We start from the raw sequence: 25,010 nt of genomic DNA, 5'->3' as shown, positions 1-25,010 counted from the left end.
CCCCATTTGCGTCGCCCGCTTTTTTGGTTAAAACCCCCCCCCCCCCCCTTCCCCCCCCCGCCGCGGCCCACCGGCCGGGAGACAATCACCCCCGGCCGTTGCCGCTACCGCGGTAATTAGACCGCGACGGCTTCCTTCGACGTTTCTTCCTGACCCGCGACAACTTTCGTATCGCGCATCAGGATGACCGCGAGTACCGCGGCGGCCAGCGAGGCGAGGGCGCCGACACCGAAGGTGACCTGCATGGCGGTGCAGAAGGCGTCCCTGGCCAGCCCGATGACGGTGTCGTCGCCGGTGCCGACCGCGCCCGCGATCGACTCCTTGGCCGCGGCGGGCGCCGAATCCGGCATGGCGCCGGCGAAGGTACCGGCCAGCACGGCGCCGAGCACCGCGACACCGAGGGCGGCGCCCGCCTGCTGGATGGTGTCGTTGAGCGCCGACCCGACGCCGGCGTGATCCTCGGGCACCGCGCTCATCAGCGCACCGATCGCGGCGGGCATCGCCAGGCCGCCACCGGCGCCGAGCAGCGCCATCGCGACGGCGGGCAGGGTGAAGCTCGCACCGGCGTCCAGCGTCGCGAGCACCGCGAAGCCCGCGGCGACGACGACCAGACCCGCGATGGTGACGATCCGCGCGCCCAGCTTGCCGACCAGCACCGCGCCGATGCCGTTGGCGACGAGCAGGGTGATCGCCATCGGCGTGAAGGCCAGGGCGGTCTCCATCGGCGAGTAGTCGAGCACGAACTGCAGGTACTGGGTGAGCACGAGCACCAGGCCGCCGTTGGCGAAGGTCACCAGCACCAGCGAGAAACTGGAGCCGGTGAAGGTGCGGTTGCGGAACAGCTGCAGCGGGACCATCGGCGAGTCGGTGCGCAGTTCACGAATCACGAAGGCGCCGAGGGCGAGCACGGTCACGGCGAAGCCGGTCAGCACACCGCGGTCGGTCCAGCCCGCGTGCGGCACCGAGATGATGGTCCACACCAGCGCGGTCATACCGATGATCGAGGTCAGCATGCCGGGGAAGTCGGGCTTGCGCCACGGGCCCTTCGATTCCGGCATCAGCGCCAGCGCGGCCACGATGGCGACCGCGGCGATCGGCACGTTCATCACGAACACCGAACCCCACCAGAAGTGATCGAGCAGCACACCGCCGACGACCGGACCGCCGACCATCCCGACGGTCGCGACCGCGCTCCACGCGCCGATGGCCTTGGGCCGCTCGTCGTCGTCGAAGACGGTGATCAGGATCGACAGCGTGCTCGGCATGATCAGCACACCGCCGATGCCCATCAGCGCACGGCCCGCGATCAGCAGCTCGGCGCTGCCCGCATAGGCGGCCAGCAGTGACGCGCCGCCGAAGAGCACCAGGCCGATCACCATCACCAGCTTGCGGCCGAACCGGTCCGACAGGCTGCCCGAGGTGAGCAGCAGGCCGGCGAACACCAGCAGGTAGGCGTCGATGATCCACTGGATCTGCTGGGAACTCGCGCCGAGGTCGGTGGCGATCTGCGGGATGGCGACGGTGAGGACCATGTTGTCCACGATCAGCACCAGCGAGCTCAGGCACAGCACGATCAGGATCAGCCAGCGGCGGGGATTGCGGACCCTCTCGTCCGCGGAAGTCGTTGTGAGCATCATGCTCTCCTCTCGAAGTTCTCCGCACGCCGTGCGGGCATGTCGAACACTGTACGGCTACGCGTACGATGTTCGCAAGGGGAACGTTGTACGATGTCCGTACAGTGCACGTGATCACCCACCGGAGGAGGCACGCGATGGCCGCGGCCAGCACGAACTCGAACGAGATCGCATCGGTCTGGACCAGGCCCACCCGCGAACGGCGCGACCAGCCCGCGCTCAGCCGGGACCAGATCGTGGCCGAGGCGATCAGCCTGCTCGACGCCGAGGGCTTCGACGCACTGAGCATGCGCAAGCTCGGCGCGCGGCTCGGCGCGGGCGCGACCTCGCTCTACACCCACGTCGCGAACAAGGACGAACTACTGGAACTGGTCGTCGACCAGGTCATCGGCGAGGTCAAGGTCCCACGGCCCGACCCGCAGGACTGGCGCGCACCGATGCACGAGCAGGCCGACGCCCTGCGCGCGACCCTGCTGACGCACCCGTGGATCACGATCGTGCTGAGCAACGCGGCCCTGACCTACCTGGGGCCCAACATGATGCGGCTGACCGACTCGATGCTCGCCATCGTGGAGGCGGGCGGCTTCGACGACGAGGTCGTCGACGTCACCACCAACACGGTCTTCCAGTTCATCGTCGGCTCCAGCGCCAACGAAGCGGCCATGGTGATGACCGTCGCCCGCAGCGGGCTGCCCACCCAGCAGTGGGTCGACCGGGTGATGGCCGCCAGCGCCGCGGCGTCGACGCAGTACCCACGCCTGCACCGGCGCTACGTCGACCAGCGTCCGCAGGTCGTGGCCGAAGCGGCGGCCGGGGTGGTCAGCAGGTTCACCCAGGCCATCGATCTGATCCTGGACGGCGCCGAAACCCGGCGCGGCTGACTCAGCTCGACCGGAACAGACCGAAATTCGCGCGGTAGTAGAGGTAGGCGAGCGGCGCGAGCACCCCGCAGGCCAGCAGGAGCAGGGTGCGTCCGTCGCTGCCGAGCAGCACGTCACCACCGGGCCCGCGCGAGGAGGCGACGAGGAATCCGAAGACCCACACCACGATCGGGGCGAAGGTGAAGCCGAGCCGGTCGGTCACCGATTCCATGCCGTAGACCAGAGCCACATTGATCGGCGCCGCCAGCAGCGCGGCCACCGGAAACGCGAGGGTGCCGAGATAGAGCGGCAGGAACAGCACCTCGAGTGCCAGGGTGATCAGCGCGTCGACGAGCAGCAGTACGACGATCAGACCCGAGATCACCGGGTCGAGCCGGGCGGGCAGGCGCACGGACCGCAGCACGGCGGTGGGGGTGCCTGCGGGCTGATCGGAGTCGGTCACCATGGCGGCGAGTCTATTCACTCGAGACCGGCGAACAGATCGTGTTCGAACCCGTCCGCCCCGACCTGGCCACGCGTGCCGCGCACCAGGGTGAAGTGTTCCTCCGGCAGGACAGGCAGCGCGATATTGTTGGACAGGGCGAACTCCCGGCCACTTGGCGCGACGGTGACCTGGGTGGCGTGGGCGCGCATCGCGGCCCGCTTGGCCGAGACCGCGTCGGACACGTCGACCACGGTGGTCACGCCGCTGGTCGACATCGCGGCCAGCTCGGCTTCGATCGGCAACCGCCAGCCGGCGGGCAGCGCGCCGGGCAGCTCGTCGACGGTGCGGCGGGCCAGGGCGGCGGTGTGCTGGCGCAGCAGGTCGCCGTCGGTGACGGTCCAGTAGAACTTGGGGACGTCCCAGCCCCGCTCGGCGGCCGCGGCGACGGCGGCGGTGGTGATCTGGTGAGCGCGGATGTGGTCGGGGTGGCCGTAGCCGCCGCGTGGGTCGTAGGTGACGACCACGCGCGGGCGCAGTTCCAGCAGGACCGCGACGAGCGCCTCGACCGCGGCGTCACCGGAGTTCACGAAGGCCCGCGGATGCTCGGCCGACGGCGTGCCCGCCATGCCGGAATCGCGCCACCGGCCGGCGCCGCCGAGGAACCACGGCTCGCCGGCGTCCAGTGCGGCCAGCGCGGCGGTGAGTTCGGCGATGCGGTACCCGCCGAGCTGGTCGGCCTCGCCGGCGATCAAGCCCGCCCAGCGCTCGCCGATGACCTCGCCCTCCTCGCCGAGCGTGCAGGTCACCACGGTGACCGGAACGCCGCGGCGGCGGTAATGCGCGATCGTGCCACCGGTGGTGAGGGTTTCGTCGTCGGGGTGGGCGTGCACCAGCAGCAGACCGCCGGTGCCACGGTGGGATTGCGTCACGGGAGCCTCCGCCATTGCGCCGTATCTCCGAAGATGCCGACCTGGATCGCCCCGGACAGCGACACACCGTCCACCCGCGGGCCCGCCGCGGCGACGACATTGTCCTGCACGATCGGCAGCACGGTCGACAGTTCCCACAGCCGGGGTTCGGCCTCGGTCAGGATGCGCGGCACGTCGATACCGCGCAGCGCCTCGTCGATCGAGGGTTGCTGGCCCGGATCGCACACGCCACCGATATTGCTCGGCGCCTTGCGGTATGCCTCGGCGGCGGCCAGCGACCTGCTGTCCGCGCCGGCCACCTCCACCGGCGGGCAGCCGTAGCGCGAGGCGAGCACGGTCGCCGGATCGTCGCCTGCCAGCTCCCAGCCCACGATCGCGTCGATCCCCGACTCGGTGAGTTCCTTGCCGTACAGCTCGTCGGCGGGCAGGCCGCGGACCGTGGCTTCGATACCGGCACTGCGCAATTGGTCGGCGGCGGTGTTCGCGACGGCCAGTGCCTGCGCGTCCTCGATGACGGCGCCGATCCGCACCGAGAGCCCCTTGCCGTTGCGGGCCACCGACCGCGGCCGCGGCGCGGGCGAGGTCGGCGAACCGGTCTGCGGTGTCTCCGGCGCGCGCCCGAAACCGGCCTCGGCCAGCAGCGCGAACGCCTCCTCGGTGCTCGGGCGCGGCGGCGCGGTCGGGGTGTAGCCGGGGCTCGACGGCGGAAGTACCTGTGCGCGCGCGGGTTCCACCCACCCGCCGGTCTGCGCGCCGACGGTGGCCAGCAGCGCCGGGTCGAGCAGGGCGAGCACCGCCTTGCGCACCCGCACGTCGGTCAGGTCGCCGGAACGGCCGTTGAGCGCCAGCTGCAGTTCACGGGCCTGCGGCATGATGTTGGTCCGCACCGAGGGGATCGCCGCGAGCTGCGCCTGGGTCGCCACCCCGCCGTGCACCAGCGCCATCTGCGCGTCACCGGTGCGCAGCGATTCGGCCAGCTGCGAGGGAGTTCCACCGCGGCGGAACAGGATCTGGTCGGGCGCTGCCGGGGTACCCCAGAAGCGGTCGTTGCGCTCGAGCAGGATCTCGTCACGACCGCGGTCGACCGACTTGATCGTGAAATTGCCGCCGGAGACCGGAATCCGGTCGACCAGGCCGCTGGTGAACCCGCCAGGGGAATCCTTCACCAGGTGCGAGGGCAGCAGGTTCGAGAACAGTTCGCGCCAGGCCGGATACGGCTGGGTCAACGTCACGGTGACCGTCTTGCCGCCACCGGAGGACGCCACGTCCGAGATCAGCCGGTAGCCCGCCGGATCGACCACGCCGGGCTGGGTGGTCATCTGCTGCCACAGGAACCGGAAGTCCTCGGCCGCGATCGGGGCGCCGTCGGACCAGTTGGCCTGATTGCGCAGCGTGTAGGTGATGGTGAACGGCTCCTGGGCCGTCACATCCGCCGACTCGATGAGCGAGGCGTCGGGCACCCGGTCGACCACGCCCGGCAGCGACGGATTAGGCACCGGCCGGAACGGGCTCGGCAGCACCATCGAGCTCACCGCGTTCGTCGCGGGCGACTGATCCGAGCGCAGATGCGGATTGAAGCCGATGCCGATGTCGTCGATCGCCACCACGACGGTGTTCTTCCCCGGCTTGGCCTGGGTGGTCTTGGGCGAATCGGTGCTCTCGATCGGCGGCGGTGGATTCGCGGTGCAACCGGCGACGACCGCCGTCGAGGCCGCCATCACCATCACCGCCACGCGCCACCTTGCGCGTCTGACCCCCGAACTCACTCTGGCACCCTACCTCGCCCATCTGTCCGGATCATGGCACCGGTCTCTGCGAAAACGACAGTGGGACGGTACCGAAGTACCGTCCCACTGTCAGAACTCGATCAGGAGTTGCTCACCGCGCGGTCGCGGGCCTTGCGGCGCGACAGGTCGCGAGCACGCTCGTTGGCGCCGAGCACCACCTTGCGCACGCGAACCACCTCGGGGGTGACCTCGACGCACTCGTCGCCCGCGCAGAACTCCATCGCCAGCTCGAGGTCGAGCTGGAGCGGCTTGGCCATGGTCTCGAACGTGTCCGCGGTCGCGCTGCGCATGTTGGTCAGCTTCTTCTCGCGGGTGACGTTGATGTCGAGATCCTCGGCACGCGGGTTGATGCCGACGACCATGCCCTCGTAGGTGTCCGAGCCCGGCTCCACGAAGAACTGACCGCGGTCGGCCAGCTGGATCATCGCGAACGGGGTGACGGTGCCCGCGCGGTCCGACACCAGCGAACCGGTGTGGCGGGCGCGGATCTCACCGGCCCACGGCGCGTAGCCGTGGGAGACGGCGTTGGCGATGCCGGTGCCGCGGGTCTCGGTGAGGAACACGGTGCGGAAGCCGATCAGGCCACGCGACGGGACGATGAACTCCATGCGCACCCAGCCGGCGGCGTGGTTGCTCATCTGCACCATCTTGCCCTTGCGGGCGGCCAGCAGCTGGGTGATCGCGCCCAGGTACTCGTCGGGGCAGTCGATGGTCAGCTCTTCGAACGGCTCGTGCACCTTGCCGTCGACGGTCTTGGTGACCACCTGCGGCTTGCCGACGGTCAGCTCGAAGCCCTCGCGGCGCATCTGCTCGACCAGGATGGCCAGCGCCAGCTCACCACGGCCCTGCACCTCCCAGGCGTCGGGACGGCCGATGTCGAGCACCCGCAGCGACACGTTGCCGATCAGTTCCTGGTCGAGGCGCGACTTCACCATGCGGGCGGTCAGCTTGTGGCCCTGCACCCGGCCGACCAGCGGCGAGGTGTTGGTGCCGATGACCACCGAGATGGCGGGCTCGTCGACGGAGATGCGCGGCAGCGCGACCGGGTTGTCGACGTCGGCGAGGGTGTCGCCGATCATGATGTCCGGGATACCGGCGATCGCGACGATGTCACCGGCGACGGCGACCTCGCCCGGCTGACGCTCGACACCGATGGTCTGCAGCAGCTCGGTGATCTTGACCTGCTTGGCGCCGTCGGCGTTGATCCAGGTGACGTTCTGACCCTTGCGCAGCTCGCCGTTGTGCACGCGGACCAGGGCGAGACGGCCGAGGAACGCCGAGGCGTCGAGGTTGGTGACGTGGGCCTGCAGCGGAGCTTCCGGGTTGCCCTTGGGCGCCGGGATGTTCTCCATGAGCACGTCGAACAGGGCGTCGAGGTTCTCGGCGTCGGGCGCCGAACCGTTCTCGGGCTGCTCCTTGGAGGCCTTGCCCTCACGGCCGGAGGCGTAGAGGACCGGCAGGTCGAGCGCCAGCTCGGCGGCTTCGGCGGCCTCGTCGTCGAGGTCGGAGGCCAGGTCGAGCAGCAGGTCGTGCGACTCCTCGACGACCTCGGAGATCCGGGCGTCGGGGCGGTCGGTCTTGTTGACGACCAGGATCACCGGCAGCTTGGCCGCGAGCGCCTTGCGCAGCACGAACCGGGTCTGCGGCAGCGGTCCCTCGGAGGCGTCGACGAGCAGCACGACACCGTCGACCATGGACAGGCCGCGCTCGACCTCGCCACCGAAGTCGGCGTGGCCGGGGGTGTCGATCACGTTGATGACGGTGACGGAACCGTCGGGGTGGTGCCGGTGCACCGCGGTGTTCTTGGCGAGAATGGTGATGCCCTTCTCGCGCTCGAGATCTCCGGAGTCCATGACCCGGTCGACCAGTTCGGCTCGCTCAGCGAACGCGCCCGACTGACGAAGCATGGCGTCGACCAGCGTCGTCTTGCCGTGGTCGACGTGGGCCACGATGGCGACGTTGCGAAAATCGCGTGTAGACGACACGCCTCAATCCTCCTGCTGTTGGTGTATTGGCGCGCATTCATCTGGCATCGCGGCCTGTTACACCGTACCGGTACGGGAGTGGCACGCACGTGTCAGGCTTTGTACTTAGGATACGCTAACCCGCATGGGCAAGGTGAAGGCGAAGAAGGTTTCCAGCCTCAAGCCTAAGAAAAAGTGCTGCAGGAAGAAGACGCGCTGCTTCAAATGCCCCGTCGTCATCATGCGGATGAAGAAGGCCGAGGCCGCCGGAGTGTGCGGTAAAGATCTCAAAAAGGCGTTGAAGAAGGCGCGCGCGGCCTGAGGCTGGTCGACGGCGGGCGATGCGTGCTGCCCGAACGAGGCGTAGAACTGCTGGTATGGGTAAACCGGCATTGCTCTCCGACCCCGAGATCACCATCGCCCTGGCCACGCTGCCGGAGTGGTCGCGCGACGGCGACGCGATCACCCGCACATTCAAGGCTTCCTCTTTCCCGGCCGGCATCGATCTGGTCCGCCGGGTCGCCACGGCGGCCGAGGCGGCCGACCATCATCCCGACATCGATATCCGGTGGCGCACACTGCGCTTCACCCTGAGCACACACTCGGTGGGTGGCCTGACCGCGAACGACACCGCGCTCGCGCACACCATCGACGAGATCGTCGGCGGCTGAGCCTCAGCCCGCCGGAACTTCGACCGCGGGCCGACGGGCGATGGCGCGCGCCTGTGTACGCAGGGTGTCGCGGCCGTGCCAGACCAGCCAGCCGAGCAGCACGAACACCCCGATGACGTCGACCGCGCCCAGCCAGGCCAGCGGCCACGGCCGCGGGATCGTCCAGATGGTCGGCTGCGCGAACGAGAGCACCCACGGCACGCCGATCAGCATCGTCAGCACCCAGAACCCGGCGATGATCCGCGCGGTGCGCTCGGCGCGCAGCGGACCGTAGAGCAGCCACAGCACGGTCGGGATCAGCCAGACCCAGTGGTGCGACCAGGAGATCGGCGAGATCATCACCCCGAACAGCTGCACCAGCACCAGGGTGCCGAGCCGGTCGTCCGGGCCGAGCGTGCGCCAGGCGAGGAACGCCAGCACCGCAGTGACCAGCACCGCCGCGATCCACCACGGCCCCGACTGCACGTCGTAGCCGAGGATCCGGCTCAGCGTGCCGCGCAGCGACTGATTCCATACCGAGCCCACCGGCCCGATCCGGTCGGCGTCGCCGAGCAGCGTGCCGAAGTAGCGTCGCGCCTCGTGCGCGTTGATGAGAAAACTCACAGCGACGGTCAGCCCGAACGCCGCCGCCGACCACAGCACCGTCACCCAGCGGCGGCGGGCGACGAAGTACAGGCCGGTGATGGCGGGCGTCAGCTTGATGCCCGCGATCACGCCGACCAGCGTGCCCGAGATCCACCAGCGCGCACTGCGCACCGCCAGCATCGCGCCGAACACCAGGAACACGTTGACCTGGCCGTAGTCGATGGTGGTCCGCACCGGCTCGAGCCAGACGCCCAGCGCCGTCCACCCGACCGCCGCGGTGATCCAGCGCGTCTGCCTGGCCCGTTCGGCGCCGAGCAGCAGTTCGAAACTGATCCGGATGACGCCGTAGAGCGCGGCGACCGTGGCCAGCATCCAGCCGACCGCGACCGCGGCGAACGGCAGGTAGTGCAGGGGGAAGAAGACCAGCGCGGCGAACGGCGGATAGGTGAACGGCAGCGGGAAGTCGGGCGTCTTCTCCGCGTAGGTGAAGTCGTAGAGCCGATCGGTGAGCAGCGCGGCCGACCCGTCGACATAGACGTGCAGATCGACGACATTGAGCCCGTTCTCGGCGAACAACATCCAGCACAGCCTGGCGAGCACGGACAATCCGAGCAGCGCGAGAGCCCATCGGAGGTGTCGGTTCAATGCCAGGCTTTCGGTCGTATGGGTGGCGTCGGCGCCGCGTCGCGTTGCTTCGATCACCTTAACCGTGCGAGCGTGGGCGGCCACGCGCACGGGTGACGCGTAGGCGCGCGACACCATCGGTAACATTTGCATCAACATCCCCAGCCGTAACAGCGGTGGGGGCTAGCGTCGATGAACACGGGTTTCGGTCGATGCGCCGCCACGGGCCAGGCGGCTGTACAACACGGCAGCCATGTCCTTAGAGTGACCCCGACATCGAAGGGCTCGACACCCTCGCCCCATCGCAACACCGAGGTAAGGACGGCTGGACAAGTGCTTCGTAGCCGAGGATCGCGGATCGCAACGACCGCATTCGCCATTGCGGCCAGCGCCATGCTCGCCGCGCCTGCGTCGACCATCGCCGCTCCCGCGCCTGCCGCGCAGGCCGCGCCGATCAGCGTTCCGATGGTGCCCGAGGGCGTCCCGGTCGACGCGCTCGCCGCCTTCGCCCCCGCCGTCGCGGGCCTGATCGCGGGCCCCGCCGACGTCGCCAGCCCGCAGACCGCCCTGCTCGACCAGGCGCGCGCCCTGCTGGCCACCCTGAACCTGCCGCCCGCCATCAAGGCCACGCTCGAGCGGATCATCACCTTCCTCGACGGCAGCGGCGGCGGCGGTCCCGACATCCCGCAGGACGGCCCGGTCATCGCGCAGTTCCTGTACCCGACGATCGGCAAGGGCTGCATCGGTGACGGCGCGGACTCGGTCGGCACCGCGCTGGCCGTCGCCGGTCCCGCTCAGCTGCCCCCGCCCGGCGTCGCCGCCGGTCAGGCCGGTTTCGTGTTCACCGCGCTCGGCACCAAGGCGCCGACCGCCGAGCAGAACCCGCCGATGACGGTGCAGTGGCTCAACCTCGACACCCGTCAGTCCGCGGTGCAGACACTGACCGACGAGGCCAAGATCAACCCGGGCGGCCCGGCCACCCTGTCGGCCATCGCGAGCACCGGCCACGGCCGTGTCGTCGCCGTCGTCTCCGGTTCACTGACCACGCAGGCCGAGGGCGCCGCTCCCCGCACCTGCAATTTCCTGCCGACCCTGGGCTTCTTCACCGTCTAGGTCATCGACGCACCGAGCCCGGTCCGTTCCCCTCGGGAACCGGCCGGGCTCTGTCGTTGTCAACGGGTTCCCGCGGGCATCCCGATGTGGTAGACCGAGAACCATGGCGACCACACGAGTTTCATCCCGCGATGCTCGGTCGATTCGGAGTCGGCGCTCGAGCCGCTCCATCCTGTCGTACCGATCCGAGGGTTCGATCCTGTCGATCGGTTCGGCCTATTCCGTGCTGTCGATCGGCAGCGTCGGTTCGGTGTTGTCCATCGGCTCGGTCGGCTCGTTCGGGTCGGCCATCTCCTCCGGCTCGTTCGTGAGCCTGGGCTCGGCGCTGTCGGGCCTGTCGCGCTGGTCGCTGCTGTCATGGCTCGGCGTGCATGCCGCGCCCGAAGGCAGGCCGACGCTGCGCGTTGTCCCCGACGACGAGCCGGAACTGCGGCTCGCGCCGACCTGCCACTGTCAGACCTAGGCGTAGCGGGTCGCGATCGCGGCGGCGCGGTCGCGCAGAGCAGCGCGCAACGACTGCGGGGCCAGGGCTTCGGCGTCGGTGCCGAGCTGCCACAGCGCCCATTCGGCGTGACGCGCGTCTTGGAAACTCACCTCGAGCCGCAGCCACCCGTCCGTGTCGGGTTCCTCGGTGCGCACAGCCAGCGCGGTGCTCACCAGATCCTCCCGCCGCGCCGGGTTCATCCGTACCAGCACGGCGATCTGGTCGCCACCGGTCCGGAACCGTGTGCTGCGTTCCTGCCAGGCCAGATCCAGATCGACCCGGTCCGGCCGCTGTGCCGGTTCGGCGAGTTCCTCGGCAGCCAGCACCCGCGACAGCCGGTAGGTGCGGTCCGCGCCGGATCTCGTGGCCAGCAGATAACCCTGGTCGCGAACGACGACCAGCCCGATCGGGTCCACCGTGCGCCACGTCGGGTCCTGGTCGACGGCCGCGTAGTGGATGCGCAGCTTGTTTCCGGCGAACACCGCGCGGCGAACCTCGGCCAAGATGGTGCCCGGCACTTCCTCGGCGACCAGGCGACGCGAGAGCAGATCGGTCTCGGGGTCGATGAGCAAGCGCTCGGCCACATCGGCCGCGGTGTCCCGATAGCTGGCGGGGAGCGCGTCGACGACCTTGAGCATCGCCGAAGCCAGCGCCGAGCCGAGGCCGAATGCCTGTGCGCCGCGCCGTGATCCGGCGACCAGCAGGGCCAGCGCCTCGTCGTGGTTCAGCCCGGTGAGCTCGGTCCGGAACCCGGGGAGCAACGCGAAACCGCCGTGCCTGCCGCGTTCGGCGAAGACCGGGACACCGGCCGCGGACAGCGCCTCGATATCGCGCAACACGGTGCGGGTGGACACCTCCAGCTCCTCGGCCAGCTCGGTCGCCGTGTGCCTGCCCCGCTGGCGCAGCAGCAGCACCAGCGACACCAACCGGTCCGCACGCATACGAAAAATCTACCGGGAATACACGACACAGGATGTCGTGATTCGTTGCGAGGCTTACCACGTACTTCGAACGAATCGAATGGAGCTGGCAGTGGAACGAACGGCAGTCAACCCGGTGACGTGGTCGGTGGAGCGGGGATTCAACCAGGGTGAGCTCGTCTCCGGGCACACCCGGACCCTGTACTGCTCCGGGCAGACCGCGATGAGCGGCGAGGGCACGCCCGAGCACGACGGTGACATGGCAGCGCAGCTGGCGCTGAGCATCGACAACGTGGAGGGTGTGCTCAAAGAGGCGGGCATGACGCTGGCGAACCTCGTGCGGCTCAACGTCTACACCACCGACGTCGATCTGCTGTTCCAGCACTACGGCGTACTGGCCGCACGATTGGGCGCTGCCGGAGTGGCGCCGGCGACCACGATGCTCGGGGTCACCCGGCTGGCGATTCCCGGCCAGCTGATCGAGCTCGAGGGAACCGCCGTCGACTGACGCCACCTCGCCGCCTCCGGTCGCACCGGCGGGGGCGGCGAGTTCACCACTGGCCGTAATCCTCGGCGAGCACCCGATTCAGATCGACGCCGACGCCGTCGATAGCGCGCTTGTCGATCTCGAACTGATGCAGCTGCGCACCGGGGTGCACGTAGCCCTTCGGGGTGCCCCAATTGTGCTGCCAGAACCAGGAACCCAGGCCTGCGTCGAGCGCGCGGTCGATGGTCGGGGTGTTGGCGTAGATGCCGACGAGTTCGGCGCCGAGCACCGACTGCCACCCTTCGATATAGGGCGCGATCATCTCGTCGAATTCCGCTTCGGACGGGTTGTCGTCGATGGAGGCGTAGATCGGCGCGGTGTCGGGGCCGCCCGCCGCGGTATGCAGTGCCCAGCCGCGTTCGGCGTGCTGTTTGCCCGCCTCCAGCCCGCCACGCCAGTCGGCCGTCGGGCCCTTGCCGAACTGGTAGTTCGACACGATCGACATCCCCGCGGACCGCAGATCCTCGACCTCGGCGGCCAGCAGGGGCTTGCCTTCCATCCACTCCGCGCCCGGCCTGCGGTCGGAGACATAGCGGATCACGCCGATGTGCCCGGCGGCCCTGATCGACTCGGCGGACGGCACGCCCGCGGCGTAGTCGACGAGGGTGCCGAAGGATCGGGCCGCGGCGGGCGCGGCGGACACACCGAGACCGACAGCGGCCGCGGCGGCGGTGAATCCGAAGAACTCACGCCGGGTCACCGGAACAGAACGCATCGCAGGACTCCTTCGCGCAACCCGACCTTCCACCGGCAGCGTGCCCGGCGCGCCTTCCCCGTATCCCGCGCGCCGGGAGCCTCGAACGTTCACTCATTTCACCACAACCCCAGGGGAACCGCCAGAACCAAAGGTCACTTTCGTCCCAGCAGTCACACGGGTCAGGTGGCGCTGTCGATGGCCGCGCCCACGTCGATGGTGCGGCCCGTCGGGTCGGCCAGCTCGGTGCTGACCACGGCGACGACCTGGGCAACCACCTGCCGCTTGATCCCGGCCAGCCGGGCCAGGGTGGCCGCGCGCAGCCCCTTCGCCGTGAACTCCATCGAGATGTCCTCGAGCGCGGGCGGCGGCACGTCGATGACGATCTGCAGCGGCTCGGCGGCCCTGGCCGTGAGGACCAGCGGAATCTCCAGGTCGGCGCGATAGTGGTTGGCCTTGAGCACGTCGACGGTGATGTCGAGCCCCACCGGCAGCGTCATGTCGAACACGCGCGCGGCACCCGGCTCCGCCACCCCGCGGTCGATGACGCGCGGCTGCTCGATCGCGCCGCGCACGGTCACCGTGGCCGCGCCACGCGGGCCCTCGGACAGCGGGCCGATCGCGATCTGGCTGCCCGCCATCTGCCCGACCACGTCGTGCACCCGGTCCCTGGTGACGATGTCGGCGAAGAACCGCAGGCCGAACTCGCGGAAGTCGATCCACTCGAAGACGGTGTCGTGGCGATGCGGCGAGCGGTAGCCGTCGAGGATCGCCTCGATGTCGAACACCCGCTCGGAACGGACCTTCGGATCGCCGACGATGGCGTTGACCCGGTTCGCGACCTCGCGCTGCACCAGGCCCGCGATCGGGTCGAGCAGCATTTCCCAGGCGGTGTCGATGGCCTCGGCGCGCAGCGTGAAGCTCACGTCCCTGGCTGTCACCGGGGCTACGTCGATCACCACCAGCAGCGGTTGGGCGGTGCGCGCGTGCAGCGTCAGCCCGATCTCGACGACGGCGGCCAGGCCCAGTTTGCGGCCACCGAGCACGAGGTTGACGGCCAGCGTCAGCGGCACCCGCACGCCGAAGGTCAGCGCGTCACCGGGATTGCGGGTGACGACGGGTGTCCCGAGCGTGCCTTCGGCGACGAAACCCGCCAGTCCGGCGGGGCCGAGCGAGAACGGTCCGATCGTCACGCCACGGCCGGTCATGCCCGCGACGGCCGCCGCGATGCGCTCCTCGGTCACCGCGTAGGTGACGAAACGCTCGCCGAAATCGGCATACTCGATCCACATCGGGTCTCGCCGTGCCTCCCCGGCCACCTTCTCGCGCACATCGGACACGGTACGTGACGAAGGGAAACCCCCGGTTGGTGGCACAACTCCCCCGTCCTGCCGATGAGGGGGAAGCAGGACGGAGGGGTCGGCCGGGGCGCTGCCGGGCGCCACCGATTCCATCGTACGGGTACCCACAGAGTGCCGCCGTTCCGGATAAGGGCAGTTGTCTTGAGCGACAATCGATTTCAGAAACGGCCGTAGCCCACCAGATCGGTGGTTTCGGCGAGTTCGATCGTCCGGACCCGCACCGAGCCCATTTCGTTGCCGCCGATGGTGGTGATCGAATCGCCGTCGGCCTTCAGCACGATGTTGGTGTGCTGACCCAGCGGGCTCGACGGGCCGTAGAGCACCACATCGCCGAGACGGGGGCGGTAGCCGACGTCGCCCGGCGTGAATCGGCCGACGTTCTGGTAGTACTCCTCCAGCGTGTAGACGCCGGGAATACGCCACGAACCGGAGTTCGGGTTGGCCAGCGGCCTGCCCGCCGCGCGCATCGTCCAGCTGACGAAGTCGGCGCACCAGGCCTCCTCGACGCCCTCGGCGTATTTCGGTCCGTCGCCGGGGTGCTCGTATTCGCGGCGCAGCACCTCGACCAGAGCGAGTTGCTGTTCGTCGAGGTGTTCGCTGTCCAGGGTGGGGAACGGCTCGCCCCAATCGTGCTGCCACCACACGAGTCCGACGACCACCACGGCCGTCACCGCGAGCAGCCCGGAGATCCCGAGCAACCAGCGCGCTGTGCGGCCGGTAGATCCGGCCTGTACTTGCGTCATCGCCCCCCGCTTTCGTTCTGTCTTCTGCTCTCTAAGACGAACCGGGGGCGCCCGTGGTTCCCGGATCGGGTCACGGGATAGTGGGCTCCGGAGCGGGCCGGGTGGGAGCATGATCACCGGGTGGACCCCTGCGCCACCCGGGTATCGGCTCGCTACCGCGCTCTCGGCGCGCATCCAGCGTGCGTGCCGTCCCCTCCGGCGACGTCCACGCACGGGGCGCGGACGTGGTTTCGAACACGTACCGCTCCGGAACCCACCGACCTGACCAGCGCAGACGTCGGCCTGGATCACCGTGCTGCGCTGAACTGGTAGCCGTGCGGTTTTCCCCCGCCCGGCTGTGAGAATTTTTGCGAACGCTTTACCCTCGGTCAAGCTAGACGACTGTCCCAATTTGTCCCAGCGACCCCAACGAGGGAGTGGCGTGGAAGACCCGCATGCACCGATCGCGCGCTTCCTTCGCGAACGCCGCGAATCCGCCGGGCTGACCAGAGCGGCCCTCGGCGCCATCGCCGGCGTCTCGCCCGCGCTCATCCAGAAGATCGAGCAGGGCACCCGCACCCCCACGCTGGAGGCACTGACCGCGCTGTGCGACGGGTTGGCGATCCCCGACCCGTTCCGCGATCACCTCGTGTCGCTGTCGCTGTCGCATCGATACGACAAACCGGCACCGGTCGACGCGGCCGTCCCCGCGACCGAGCGCAAGCTCCTCGACAGCATCACCCATCCGGCCAGCCTGCAGGTGTTCCCCACCTTCGACGTCCTGGCGATCAACGCCGCCTGGGCGCGGCAGTTCCCCGGGCTCGCGCCGGGAACGACGCTGCTCGAATGGATGCTGCTCGACCCGGCGGCCCGCTCGGTGGTCATGGAATGGGAACGGCAGATCCACGCGAGTGTCTTCAGTTTCCGGATGACCAGCCCGGGTCTGGTGCCGCGGGCACGGATCGACGAACTCGTCGCGTCCTGCTCCCGCGCCCCGGAGTGGGAACGGCTGTGGACGACCGAGCCGCAGCCGCCCTATGGCATCGACGACCCCGAACTCCTGGTGCGCGACGTCGACACCGGCGAGCCGACAGCGCTGGCGATGCACAACCTGGATTTCGCACTGCCACGCCGCAACTGGTCCTTGGTTGTCCTGGTGCCGAAGACGACCGCCTAGTCTCTTTCCCGGCCCTGCCCATCGCCCCGTGTCCCCATCGGTCATGAACGAGGAGTGCGAACGTGGAGAACCCGTATCCGCCGATTGCGCGCTACCTGCGCGAACGCCGGGAATCAGCGGGGCTGACCCGTGCCGCGCTCAGCGCCGCGGCCGGCATCTCGCCCGCACTCATCCAGAAGATCGAGCAGGGCACCCGCCCGCCGACGCTCGAAGCGCTGACCGCGCTGTTCGATGCGCTCACCGTCCCCGAGGTGATGCGTGACCACCTGATCTCCCTGTCGATCACCAGCCGCTACGACCCCGTGTCGCCACCCCTGGTGCGACCCGCCGACCAGGTGTTGCTCGACGGGATCACGCACCCGGCCAGCCTGCAGATGCACCCGACGTTCGATGTCGTGGCCACCAACGCGGCGTGGGGACTGTTCTTCCCCGGGCTGGAGACGGGCATTTCGATGCTCGAGTGGATGCTGCTCGACCCGCGCGCCAAGACCGCGCTGGTCGACTGGGAACAGCAGGTGCACATGTGCGTCTACGGGTTCCGGGTCATGGGGCCCGGATTGGCGTCTCAGCAGCGGATCGCCGAGATCGTCGAAGCCTGCACCACCGCGCCCGAGTGGACGAAGTTCTGGACCAGCGATCCGGCCGCGCCGCACAGCCTCGACGACCCGGTGATGTACTGCCGCGACCCGCGAACCGGCGCGACGACAGCCATGACGGTGCACTCCCTCGGCGCGTCGCTCATCCCGCGCCGGGAATGGTCGCTGGTCGTCTACGCCCCGAAACAGATCGACTGACCGCGATTCAGCGCTGGTCGGTCTTGCGGATCGGGATGCAGACGGTCAGCACGATCGCGACGACCGCACCGGCGATCGCGATATAGAAAGCGGCGTGAAAACCCTCGCGCGAGGGCAGCACGTGCGGGCCGAGCTGCATCGTCATGTGCGCCAGGACCACACCCATCACCGCGGCCGAGGTGGAGGTGCCGACCGAACGCATCAGCGAGTTCAGGCCGTTCGCCGCGGCGGTCTCGGTGATCGGCACCGCGCCCATGATCAGCGCGGGCATGGCGGCGTAGGCCAGGCCGACACCACCGGCGACGATGATCCCGGCGACCACGATCTGCCAGACACTGTCCATCAGCAGCACCGCGAAGAGATAGCCGAGGCCGATCACCGCCGAGCCGAGGGCCAGCGTCAGCTTGGGCCCCTTCTTCGCCGACAGCCGCGCCGACACCGGCGAGAGCAGCATCATGACCACACCGCCCGGCGCCATCGCCAGACCCGCGGCCACCATCGACAAGCCGAAGCCGTAGCCGGTCGCGGTGGGCGCCATCAGCAGCTGCGGGAACGTCAGCGACATGCCGTAGAGCGCGAAGCCGACCGCGATCGAGGCCAGGTTGGTGAACAGCACCCGCGGTCGCGCCGAGACCCGCAGGTCGACCAGCGGCGAGCTCTGCCGCAATTCGTAGAAACCCCAGAGCAGGAAGCTCACCAGCGAGACGGCGAACAGGCCGAGGATCGAGGCGCCGGCCCAGCCCCAGTCGGCGCCCTTGGTGATGCCGATCAGCAGCGTGAGCAGCGCGATGGACAGCCCGACCGCGCCACCGAAGTCGAACTTCGACGGCGTGCGCACCGGCGATTCCGGCACGAAGACGAACACCAGCACCGCGCACACCGCGCCGAGCCCGGCGGCGGTCCAGAACAGCATGTGCCAGTTCGCGTTCTGCGCGATCACGGCCGCGAACGGCAGGCCGACCGCGCCGCCGACGCCGAGGGTCGCGCTCATCACGGCCATCGCGCCACCGACCTTCTCGGCGGGCAGTTCGTCGCGCATGATGCTGATCCCGAGCGGGATCGCGCCCACCGCGGCGCCCTGCAGCGAGCGGCCGACGATCTCGGGCACCAGCGAGGAGAAGCTCGCGCAGATCACCGAGCCGACGATCATGAAGCCGAGATTGGCGACGAGCACCAGCCGCTTGCCGAACATGTCGCCGAGCTTGCCCGCGATGGGCGTGGAGACCGCGCCGGCCAGCAGCGTCGCGGTGACCACCCAGGAGGCGTTGGACGCCGAGGTGTTCAGCAGGCCGGGCAGCGACGGGATGATCGGGATGACCAGCGTCTGCATGAGCGAGACGACGACGCCGACGGTACTGAGCACCGCGATGAGCACGGCAGGCGAGACGCCGCGGGTTTCAGGGGTGGCCGGCGTGACGTCGGCTGCGGTTACAGACACAAATATGCACCGTACACAGCATGTGTATCGTACACAATTTGGATTCGCGGTGATCCACGCGACATAGTTGGCGTATGTCCGATTCCGGCCCCGTCGACGACACCCCGTTCACCCGCCTGGTGTTCGAGCTGAACCTGATTTCGCGCCACTCCCTCGCCACGGCGCGACGCCGACCCGGCTTCCTGCTCGACCGCTCCGCGTTCCTCATCCTCACCCGCTTGGAGCTGAGCGAACCACTGAGCCTGCGCGAGCTGTCGGAGGCGTTCCAGCTCGACATCTCCACGATCAACCGCCAGGTCGGCGCGATGCTGAAGCAGGAACTGGTGGAACGGGTGCCCGACCCCGACGGCGGCGTCGCCCGCAAGGTGCGCGCCACGGCCGAGGGCAGGGCCGCGCTGGCTTCGGATCAGAAGCATCGTGCCGCGGGCATCGGCGCCGTCGTCGCCGACTGGGACGCCGCGGATGTCAGCGAGTTGAGCAGGCTCATGCAGAAGTTCAATCGCTCGGTCGAGCGGATCGAGGAAAACCCGTGGCCCAGACCTCCGCGCACGGAGAGCTGAGCGCGCTAAGCTCCGCCGCGTGGTCACTCAACGGTCTACCCGCCCGAGCTGGCTCGCCTGGGACAACTACTTCGTCGGCGTCGGCGGATTGGTCCTGGGCCTGTGCTTCGGCACCTGCGCCGCGCTGATCGCGGGCCCCGGCCGCAATCTCGCGGCGATCGTCCTCGTCGTCCTCGCGGCGATCTGCGTGCTGCCCGCGCTGCTCCGCGCCCTCGGCGAACTCAGCGTGTGGGTGCGGCTGGCCGTGCTTGCCATCGGCTTCGCGCTGCTGCTACCCGCGATCGCGCTCAGTCCCGACGTGCGGGACTGGGCGGCCGAGCGCTGGGAACGGGCCTGGAAGTAGCTGTCCTACAGCTGATTACGCGGGGCGGCGAGCAGCAGCTGGATCGTCTTCTGGATGAACTGCGCCGACTGCCAGGTCAGGTAGGCGCCCGCGGCACCCGCCGCGCCCGCCGCCGAAGATCCGGAGGCCGAGCCCGTTGCCAGATCGGCGGATCCGGTGGCGGACCCGGTCCCCGAGCCCGAGCCGGGCAGCGCCGAGGCCGGCGCCGCAGCGCCGAGCAGCCCGATCGTCACCGCGACGCCGACCACGGCGACTCGAACGGCATGCGGCTTGGACGTTTCACGACCGGACAACATCAGATGAATCCCACTCTCCGAAATGCACTGCGAATATGCAGTATTCATGCCGAAACTACCCCCCGAGCCCGATTCGCGGGGATTGACCCCATTGCGCTGTTCTCGGAGGGCATTTTTCGGCGACACGGCCCGACCCGTGTTTATTCTCCGCCGCGGTCGCCGAGTTCGACAGACCACGGATCTCGGGGCAGTGGAATTCTCAGCGAGCGGCGGGCCGGTGTTCCCGCGCCGCCGCTTCGAGCCGCTCGGCCCGCTCGCGCGCGATCTCGGCCGCGTACGCGCTGCGCGCCCTGGCGATATCGAGCAGGTGCCAACCCCGTTCCCGCGCGGCCTCGGCCAGCTCGGGACCCCGCTCCTTCGCGACCTCGGCCAGATGCGCGCCCCGTTCCCGCGCGACCTCGGCCAACTCGGGACCACGCTCCTTGGCGACCTCGGCCAGATGCGCCCCCCGTTCCCGCGCCGCCTCGGCGAGCTGCGGGCCACGCTCGCGGGCCACGTGGGCCAGATGGGAACCCTGCTCGCCCGCTACTTCGGCCAGGTGCGCGCCACGGACCTTGGCCGCGTCGACGAAGGCCGCGCCCTCCGGTTCCCGGTGCGCCAGCGCCTTCCTGGCCCGCCAGCCCAGCGACGGCTTGCCCGCGGTGTCGGACGCCGTGATCAACAGACCGCCGAGCAGTCCGAGATCCTTGAGGAATCCCGCCCGCTTGGCCGCCCTCTTGTCCGGATCCGACTCGGCCCAGAAGTCCTGCTCGGTGACCGTCCCCGGCACGACCGTCGCCGCCAGTACCAGCGCGGCAGGTCGTGGCGCCCGCCCGCTGGCCAGCAACAACCCGGCCGCGATCTGCGCGGCGGCGTTGATCTGCACGAAGCGGCTCGGATCGTCGGGCACCCGCGCGGCGAGCGAGTCGGGCAGGTCGGCCCTGCCCTTGTCGGCCAGCGCGGTCGCCGCCGCGGCACGGGGTTTCGGATTCATCAACGCGGTGACGCCCCCGGCTACGAATGTCGTCGCCAGCAGCGTGCGAGCAACGCGGCGAACAGGCTTGATCGGCATCGTCGGATCCCTTCGTCTACGACTGGGGAGTGCGTACGGCTCCTCCCCATTCGACTACCCGGGACCCGCGGGCACAAACGATCCATCGGTTGGAGCATGCCCTGTCCAGTGTCTGACCCGACGATGGGCGCGCTACCGTCGACCTCGTGTCCGATGCCACCGTCCGCACCGCCTACAGCGCGATCAACGAGCTGTACATCGACCTGTTCGGCAGTCCCGCCGACCTCGACCCCGACGACACCGCCTTCGTCCTGCGCCACCTCGCGGACGCCGAGGGTCCGGTCCTCGACCTGGGCTGCGGTCCCGGCCATTTCACCCAGGTCCTGCACCAGGCAGGCCTGTCCGTCACCGGCATCGATCTCGTTCCCGAGTTCGTCGCCCACGCGCGATCCCGATACCCCGACGTGCCGTTCCGCGTCGATTCGCTGCGCGCCATCGACGCCCCTGCCGCAGCAATCGGCGGCGTACTCGCGTGGTTCTCACTGATCCATTTCGCACCCGCCGAATTACCCGGCATCCTGGCCGAATTCGGCCGGATTCTCGCACCGGGCGCACGCCTGGTGATCGGCTTCTTCGACAGCACCGAGCACGTGGAAATGTTCCCGCACAAAGTGACATCGGCCTATCGCTGGCCGGTCGACGAAATGTCCGAACTACTGCGCTCGGCCGGTTTCACCGAACTCGAACGGCAGCGACGCCCGCGCGTCGGCGAGGTCCGCCCGCACGCGATGCTCGCGGCCGCACGCGAGCAGTAGCCCGGCTCGGTCAGTCCACAACGGGCGCGATGACCGCCTGGACGACGCCTTCCAACGCCTCGGCGGTCCGGTCGAGCGGGAGGATGCTGCGCTGGGCCCGGCACATCGCGACGGTGCCCTCGATCGAGGCCACGATCAGGGTCGCGGTCCGGTCGGCGGCGTCGGCGGTCGCGCCGTGCTCACGCAGAGATCCGGCGAGCAGGTCGGTCCAATGATCGAAGGCCTCGGCGGCCGCGCGCCGTGGTTCGTCGTCGTCGGCGGGCTGGTCCTCCACCGACACCGCCAGCACCGGACATCCGGCCTCGAAGTCGCTGTCCACCACGATCTTTCGCCACATGGCGACGAAGGCACGCAGGCCGTCGACCGGACCTGAGGGCAACTCGGCGGTCAGCTTGCGCACCGTGAGCGCATCCGCGAGGCGAACGGCCTCGGCGGCCAGCTGCGACTTGCCGCCGGGAAAGTAGTGGTAGGTCGAGCCGAGTGGCGCGCCGGAGTGCTTGGCCAGCTCCCGCACGCTGGTCGCGTTCAGGCCACGGCGCCGCAGCATGTCGGCCGCACCGGCCACCAATCGATCGCGCGCATCCGACTGCGCCATCCAGCACCTCCTTGACCATAACGACCGTCATAGCGTACCGTCGCCAATCTATAACAGTCGTTATAACGGAGGTGTTCCCCATGCCGATGATCCAGCTCACGCTGCCCGAAGGCGTCCTGACCGGCGATATCCGGCAGCAGTTGCAGAAGACGCTCGCCACGACCTTGCTCACCTGGGAAGGCGCACCGGACACCGCGTTCTTCCGCGCCCAGGCCTGGTGCCTGATCCACGAGGTGCCCGCGGGCGCGTTCGGCACCGCCGAAGACGACCTGCCGCGCTTCCGGGTCGACGCCACCGTGCCCGAAGGAGCGCTGTCCGAACGCCGCAAGGCGGGCCTGGTCAAGCAGGTGACCGACGATGTCCTCGCCGCCGCCGGACTCACCGAGGCCGACGCGCTGCGCGTGTGGGTGCTCATCCACGAACAGCCCGAGGGCACGTGGGGCGCCGCGGGCAACATCATCCGGTTCGCCGAACTGAAGGCGCTCGCGGCCGGAGAACGCGGGTGACGCGGGAGCTGCAACTCGTCCGCGCCCACCACCTGGCCTGGCGCGAACGACCCGACCCGGTCCTGTCGGAACCCCGCGACGCGATCGTCCGCCCGTTCGTCGCCGGACGCTGCGACGGCGACACCATGCCCATCCACAGGCACGTGTCCCGCGCCATGCAGGCCGGGCTGCGGGCCGGATTCATAGATCCGGTCGTCGCGAGCATCTGCGGGGACGTCCCGTTCCGCGGCCCGTTCGGCATCGGCCACGAATGCATCGCCGAGGTCGTCGAAGTCGGTGCCGATGTCACGGGGCTGGTCCCCGGTGACGTGGTGGTCGTGCCGTGGGCGGTCTCGTGCGGGGAATGCCCCGAATGCGGGCGCGGGCTCACCGCCAAGTGCTCGACGACCCGGACCAGCACGCTGGCGGCATTCGGGTTCGGCCCCGCCAGTGGACCGTGGGGCGGCATGGTCGCCGACCTGCTGCGCATCCCCTACGCCGACCACATGCTTGTCAGGGTGCCCGCCGGGGTCGACCCGCTGCGGATCGCCGCCGCCAGTGACAATCTCACCGATGCCTGGCGCTGCGTCGTCGGCCCGCTCGCCGAACGTCCCGGCGGGTCCGTGCTCGTCCTCGGCGGTGCGGCGCAGAGCATCGGGCTCTACGCGGCGGGGTTGGCGGTCGCGCACGGCGCCGAGGTCGTCGACTACGTAGACCACCGGCCAGAACGACTCGCGATCGCCGAAAAGCTCGGCGCCCGAGCGCATCCGGTCGCCAAGGGCAAACTCCGCCGCGCCGGCCTGCCGGCACGGAACTACGACATCGCCGTCGAAGGCACCTCCACCGCCGCTGGTGTCGACGCGGCCCTGCGCGCCCTGCGGCCTGGCGGAATCTGCACCCCGGTCGGCTACTACCTCGCGCCGGGCACCAAGGTGCCGCTGATGCACATGTACGCGAACGACGCGACACTGAAAATCGGTGTGTCCCATGTCCGTCCGCATCTACCGGACCTGCTCGACTTCATCGCCGGGACCGAATTCCCCGCCGAGACGGTCACGACCCTGCTGGCCGACTGGGACGACGCCCCCGAGGCCTACCGCGCCCATACGACCAAGCTCGTCCTGCATCGGCCACCACTTGGCGTCACCGCCTAGTCAGGCGGCGAGCGCCAGGCCGGCGATCTCGCCCTGCTCGCCGCTCGCCCGGCCGACCAGCCGGGCGATGGCCTCGGCGACCAGCCGGGGCCGTTCGAGAATCACCGAGTGGCCGGCGCCGCCGATCATCACGAAGTCCGCGTAGTCGACCGCGGCGGCCATGGCGACCGAATGCGACGGGGGCGTCATCAGGTCGGCGGAGCCGCACAGAACCAGGGTGGGGATCGTCGACAGCAGCGCCAGCGCGTCGGTGCGGTCGAAGTCCTTGAAAGCGCTCAGGAAGCTCGCCATCGTCACGATCGATGTCGCGTTGTGCATCGCCTCGGCCAGCGCGAGCACCTGGGGGCTGACCTTGCGATCACCGAACTCGGCGGCGCGCACGACGGGGGCGAAAACCTTGCAGGCCACCACCTTCGCGTGCTGCATCAGGCGCGGCGCACGCCGCACGGCCGTCTGGAAGACGGAGATGGACGGGTTGCGCAGCAGCCGTCCGAAACCGGCGTCGGCGAGGCCGCTCGCCGCGGTCGCGACGAGTCCGACACCGACGATGCGGGTACCGACCTCGTGCCGGTATCGGCTGACGTAGGTCAGCACGGTCATGCCGCCCATCGAATGACCGACCAGCACGACCGGCCCGGTGGGCGCGACGGCGTCGAGCACGTCGTGCAGGTCGTGGCCGAGCTGTTCGAGGTTGTAGGTCTGCCTGGACGCCATGGCCGAGTCGCCGTGGCCGCGATGGTCGTAACAGACGACTCGCGCGCCGGGGTAGTCACGCAGCAGGGCGGCGCGCACGGCGGCCCACGACGCGGTGCGCAGGCAGTGCCCGTGCACGAGGACAATCGTCAGGTCGGCGTCGCGCCGCCCGTATTCGCGAACCGCGAGTCGCACCCCGTCACCGGTCGACACCGAGACACGACGCTGCGCCGAGTGGGCGTTGGTGCTGATGTTCGACATCGGAACCTCCGGTTGGCGTGCGGTGACAGGATCAACTCTGCGCCGGATCGGACGCCGCCATCAGGGCC

At 69.5% G+C, this 25,010-nt stretch carries 28 protein-coding genes; 13 read left to right on the top strand and 15 right to left on the bottom strand.

Annotation, left to right across the window (positions count from 1 at the left end; all coding sequences use genetic code 11):
• Positions 1-116: 116 nt before the first annotated feature.
• Entirely contained in the window at positions 117-1,634 is a 1,518-nt protein-coding gene (locus tag ACFWF2_RS22005; protein ID WP_379309302.1) for an MFS transporter, read from the bottom strand.
• Between the two features lie 137 nt (positions 1,635-1,771).
• Here ACFWF2_RS22005 and ACFWF2_RS22000 point away from each other — a divergent pair, with 137 nt between their 5' ends.
• On the top strand, positions 1,772-2,515 hold the full coding sequence (locus ACFWF2_RS22000) for a TetR/AcrR family transcriptional regulator (RefSeq protein WP_379309301.1): 744 nt from the start codon (positions 1,772-1,774) through the stop codon (positions 2,513-2,515).
• A gap of 1 nt (position 2,516) precedes the next feature.
• On the opposite strand, the gene ACFWF2_RS21995 is transcribed toward ACFWF2_RS22000, so the two are convergent.
• The 4 genes from ACFWF2_RS21995 to typA all read right to left on the bottom strand — a co-directional run bounded on the left by ACFWF2_RS21995 (position 2,517) and on the right by typA (position 7,640).
• Positions 2,517-2,960, bottom strand: a complete 444-nt coding sequence (locus ACFWF2_RS21995) for a hypothetical protein (protein ID WP_379309300.1) — start codon at positions 2,958-2,960, stop codon at positions 2,517-2,519.
• Positions 2,961-2,974: 14 nt separating this feature from the next.
• On the bottom strand, positions 2,975-3,883 hold the full coding sequence (mshB, locus tag ACFWF2_RS21990) for an N-acetyl-1-D-myo-inositol-2-amino-2-deoxy-alpha-D-glucopyranoside deacetylase (protein ID WP_379309299.1): 909 nt from the start codon (positions 3,881-3,883) through the stop codon (positions 2,975-2,977).
• Entirely contained in the window at positions 3,865-5,592 is a 1,728-nt protein-coding gene (locus ACFWF2_RS21985) for an ABC transporter family substrate-binding protein (protein ID WP_379309305.1), read from the bottom strand. Before ACFWF2_RS21985 ends, mshB begins: the two co-directional genes overlap by 19 nt.
• 143 nt (positions 5,593-5,735) lie before the next feature.
• Positions 5,736-7,640, bottom strand: a complete 1,905-nt coding sequence (gene typA / locus ACFWF2_RS21980; protein ID WP_379309298.1) for a translational GTPase TypA — start codon at positions 7,638-7,640, stop codon at positions 5,736-5,738.
• Positions 7,641-7,764: 124 nt separating this feature from the next.
• Here typA and ACFWF2_RS21975 point away from each other — a divergent pair, with 124 nt between their 5' ends.
• Together ACFWF2_RS21975 and ACFWF2_RS21970 are read left to right on the top strand one after the other, a co-directional pair.
• Entirely contained in the window at positions 7,765-7,941 is a 177-nt protein-coding gene (locus tag ACFWF2_RS21975; protein ID WP_302872448.1) for a hypothetical protein, read from the top strand.
• A 55-nt stretch (positions 7,942-7,996) separates the two neighbouring features.
• Positions 7,997-8,290, top strand: coding sequence for a 4a-hydroxytetrahydrobiopterin dehydratase (locus tag ACFWF2_RS21970; protein WP_379309297.1), 294 nt, complete (start codon positions 7,997-7,999; stop codon positions 8,288-8,290).
• 3 nt (positions 8,291-8,293) lie between these two features.
• Here ACFWF2_RS21970 and ACFWF2_RS21965 read toward each other — a convergent pair whose 3' ends face one another.
• A complete protein-coding gene (locus tag ACFWF2_RS21965; protein ID WP_379309304.1) occupies positions 8,294-9,637 on the bottom strand; it encodes a mannosyltransferase in 1,344 nt (447 codons plus the stop codon).
• A gap of 195 nt (positions 9,638-9,832) precedes the next feature.
• On the opposite strand from ACFWF2_RS21965, the gene ACFWF2_RS21960 reads away from it, so the two are divergent.
• Positions 9,833-10,612, top strand: a complete 780-nt coding sequence (locus tag ACFWF2_RS21960; protein WP_379309295.1) for a hypothetical protein — start codon at positions 9,833-9,835, stop codon at positions 10,610-10,612.
• A 103-nt stretch (positions 10,613-10,715) separates the two neighbouring features.
• On the top strand, positions 10,716-11,075 hold the full coding sequence (locus tag ACFWF2_RS21955; protein WP_379309294.1) for a hypothetical protein: 360 nt from the start codon (positions 10,716-10,718) through the stop codon (positions 11,073-11,075).
• Here the strand turns inward: ACFWF2_RS21955 and ACFWF2_RS21950 are convergent.
• The gene (locus ACFWF2_RS21950) at positions 11,072-12,037 is read right to left on the bottom strand and encodes a helix-turn-helix transcriptional regulator (protein ID WP_379309293.1); all 966 of its coding nucleotides are present in this window, start codon (positions 12,035-12,037) and stop codon (positions 11,072-11,074) included. The two genes, ACFWF2_RS21955 and ACFWF2_RS21950, sit on opposite strands and share 4 nt — an antisense overlap.
• Before the next feature lie 91 nt (positions 12,038-12,128).
• Here ACFWF2_RS21950 and ACFWF2_RS21945 point away from each other — a divergent pair, with 91 nt between their 5' ends.
• The gene (locus tag ACFWF2_RS21945) at positions 12,129-12,524 is read left to right on the top strand and encodes a RidA family protein (RefSeq protein WP_379309292.1); all 396 of its coding nucleotides are present in this window, start codon (positions 12,129-12,131) and stop codon (positions 12,522-12,524) included.
• 43 nt (positions 12,525-12,567) lie between these two features.
• On the opposite strand, the gene ACFWF2_RS21940 is transcribed toward ACFWF2_RS21945, so the two are convergent.
• The 3 genes from ACFWF2_RS21940 to ACFWF2_RS21930 all read right to left on the bottom strand — a co-directional run bounded on the left by ACFWF2_RS21940 (position 12,568) and on the right by ACFWF2_RS21930 (position 15,361).
• Positions 12,568-13,278: a DUF1906 domain-containing protein gene (locus ACFWF2_RS21940; RefSeq protein WP_379309291.1), complete on the bottom strand. Its 711-nt coding sequence runs from the start codon at positions 13,276-13,278 to the stop codon at positions 12,568-12,570.
• Positions 13,279-13,439: 161 nt separating this feature from the next.
• Positions 13,440-14,588 carry a hypothetical protein gene (locus ACFWF2_RS21935; protein WP_379309290.1) on the bottom strand — a complete coding sequence of 383 codons (1,149 nt, stop codon included), beginning with the start codon at positions 14,586-14,588 and terminating at the stop codon, positions 13,440-13,442.
• 188 nt (positions 14,589-14,776) lie between these two features.
• A complete protein-coding gene (locus ACFWF2_RS21930; protein WP_379309289.1) occupies positions 14,777-15,361 on the bottom strand; it encodes a CHAP domain-containing protein in 585 nt (194 codons plus the stop codon).
• Positions 15,362-15,782: 421 nt separating this feature from the next.
• Here ACFWF2_RS21930 and ACFWF2_RS21925 point away from each other — a divergent pair, with 421 nt between their 5' ends.
• The gene (locus ACFWF2_RS21925; protein WP_379309288.1) at positions 15,783-16,517 is read left to right on the top strand and encodes a helix-turn-helix domain-containing protein; all 735 of its coding nucleotides are present in this window, start codon (positions 15,783-15,785) and stop codon (positions 16,515-16,517) included.
• A 62-nt stretch (positions 16,518-16,579) separates the two neighbouring features.
• Complete coding sequence (locus tag ACFWF2_RS21920; protein WP_379309287.1) at positions 16,580-17,311, top strand: helix-turn-helix domain-containing protein; 732 nt, start codon at positions 16,580-16,582, stop codon at positions 17,309-17,311.
• A gap of 7 nt (positions 17,312-17,318) precedes the next feature.
• Here the strand turns inward: ACFWF2_RS21920 and ACFWF2_RS21915 are convergent, their stop codons facing one another.
• Positions 17,319-18,749: an MFS transporter gene (locus tag ACFWF2_RS21915; RefSeq protein ID WP_379309286.1), complete on the bottom strand. Its 1,431-nt coding sequence runs from the start codon at positions 18,747-18,749 to the stop codon at positions 17,319-17,321.
• Between the two features lie 74 nt (positions 18,750-18,823).
• Between ACFWF2_RS21915 and ACFWF2_RS21910 the strand changes: the two genes are divergently transcribed.
• Both ACFWF2_RS21910 and ACFWF2_RS21905 read left to right on the top strand, forming a co-directional pair.
• On the top strand, positions 18,824-19,309 hold the full coding sequence (locus tag ACFWF2_RS21910; protein WP_379309285.1) for a MarR family winged helix-turn-helix transcriptional regulator: 486 nt from the start codon (positions 18,824-18,826) through the stop codon (positions 19,307-19,309).
• A 19-nt stretch (positions 19,310-19,328) separates the two neighbouring features.
• Complete coding sequence (locus ACFWF2_RS21905) at positions 19,329-19,652, top strand: hypothetical protein (protein ID WP_379309284.1); 324 nt, start codon at positions 19,329-19,331, stop codon at positions 19,650-19,652.
• A 5-nt stretch (positions 19,653-19,657) separates the two neighbouring features.
• On the opposite strand, the gene ACFWF2_RS21900 is transcribed toward ACFWF2_RS21905, so the two are convergent.
• Both ACFWF2_RS21900 and ACFWF2_RS21895 read right to left on the bottom strand, forming a co-directional pair.
• The gene (locus ACFWF2_RS21900) at positions 19,658-19,948 is read right to left on the bottom strand and encodes a hypothetical protein (protein ID WP_379309283.1); all 291 of its coding nucleotides are present in this window, start codon (positions 19,946-19,948) and stop codon (positions 19,658-19,660) included.
• A 199-nt stretch (positions 19,949-20,147) separates the two neighbouring features.
• Positions 20,148-20,999 (bottom strand): DoxX family membrane protein, encoded by an 852-nt coding sequence (locus ACFWF2_RS21895; RefSeq protein WP_379309282.1) that lies wholly within the window; start codon positions 20,997-20,999, stop codon positions 20,148-20,150.
• Positions 21,000-21,145: 146 nt separating this feature from the next.
• Here ACFWF2_RS21895 and ACFWF2_RS21890 point away from each other — a divergent pair, with 146 nt between their 5' ends.
• Positions 21,146-21,754 (top strand): class I SAM-dependent methyltransferase, encoded by a 609-nt coding sequence (locus ACFWF2_RS21890; RefSeq protein ID WP_379309281.1) that lies wholly within the window; start codon positions 21,146-21,148, stop codon positions 21,752-21,754.
• A gap of 10 nt (positions 21,755-21,764) precedes the next feature.
• Here ACFWF2_RS21890 and ACFWF2_RS21885 read toward each other — a convergent pair whose 3' ends face one another.
• Positions 21,765-22,349, bottom strand: coding sequence for a TetR/AcrR family transcriptional regulator (locus ACFWF2_RS21885; protein ID WP_379309280.1), 585 nt, complete (start codon positions 22,347-22,349; stop codon positions 21,765-21,767).
• An 80-nt stretch (positions 22,350-22,429) separates the two neighbouring features.
• On the opposite strand from ACFWF2_RS21885, the gene ACFWF2_RS21880 reads away from it, so the two are divergent.
• Complete coding sequence (locus ACFWF2_RS21880; protein WP_379309279.1) at positions 22,430-22,855, top strand: 4-oxalocrotonate tautomerase family protein; 426 nt, start codon at positions 22,430-22,432, stop codon at positions 22,853-22,855.
• Positions 22,852-23,988 (top strand): zinc-binding dehydrogenase, encoded by a 1,137-nt coding sequence (locus ACFWF2_RS21875; RefSeq protein ID WP_379309278.1) that lies wholly within the window; start codon positions 22,852-22,854, stop codon positions 23,986-23,988. Before ACFWF2_RS21880 ends, ACFWF2_RS21875 begins: the two co-directional genes overlap by 4 nt.
• Here ACFWF2_RS21875 and ACFWF2_RS21870 read toward each other — a convergent pair whose 3' ends face one another.
• Entirely contained in the window at positions 23,989-24,942 is a 954-nt protein-coding gene (locus tag ACFWF2_RS21870) for an alpha/beta fold hydrolase (RefSeq protein ID WP_379309277.1), read from the bottom strand.
• Positions 24,943-25,010: the final 68 nt, after the last annotated feature.

The organism is Nocardia sp. NPDC060259 (assembly GCF_042728775.1).
Lineage (GTDB): Bacteria > Actinomycetota > Actinomycetes > Mycobacteriales > Mycobacteriaceae > Nocardia.
This window is presented reverse-complemented; position numbering and strand designations above follow the sequence as displayed.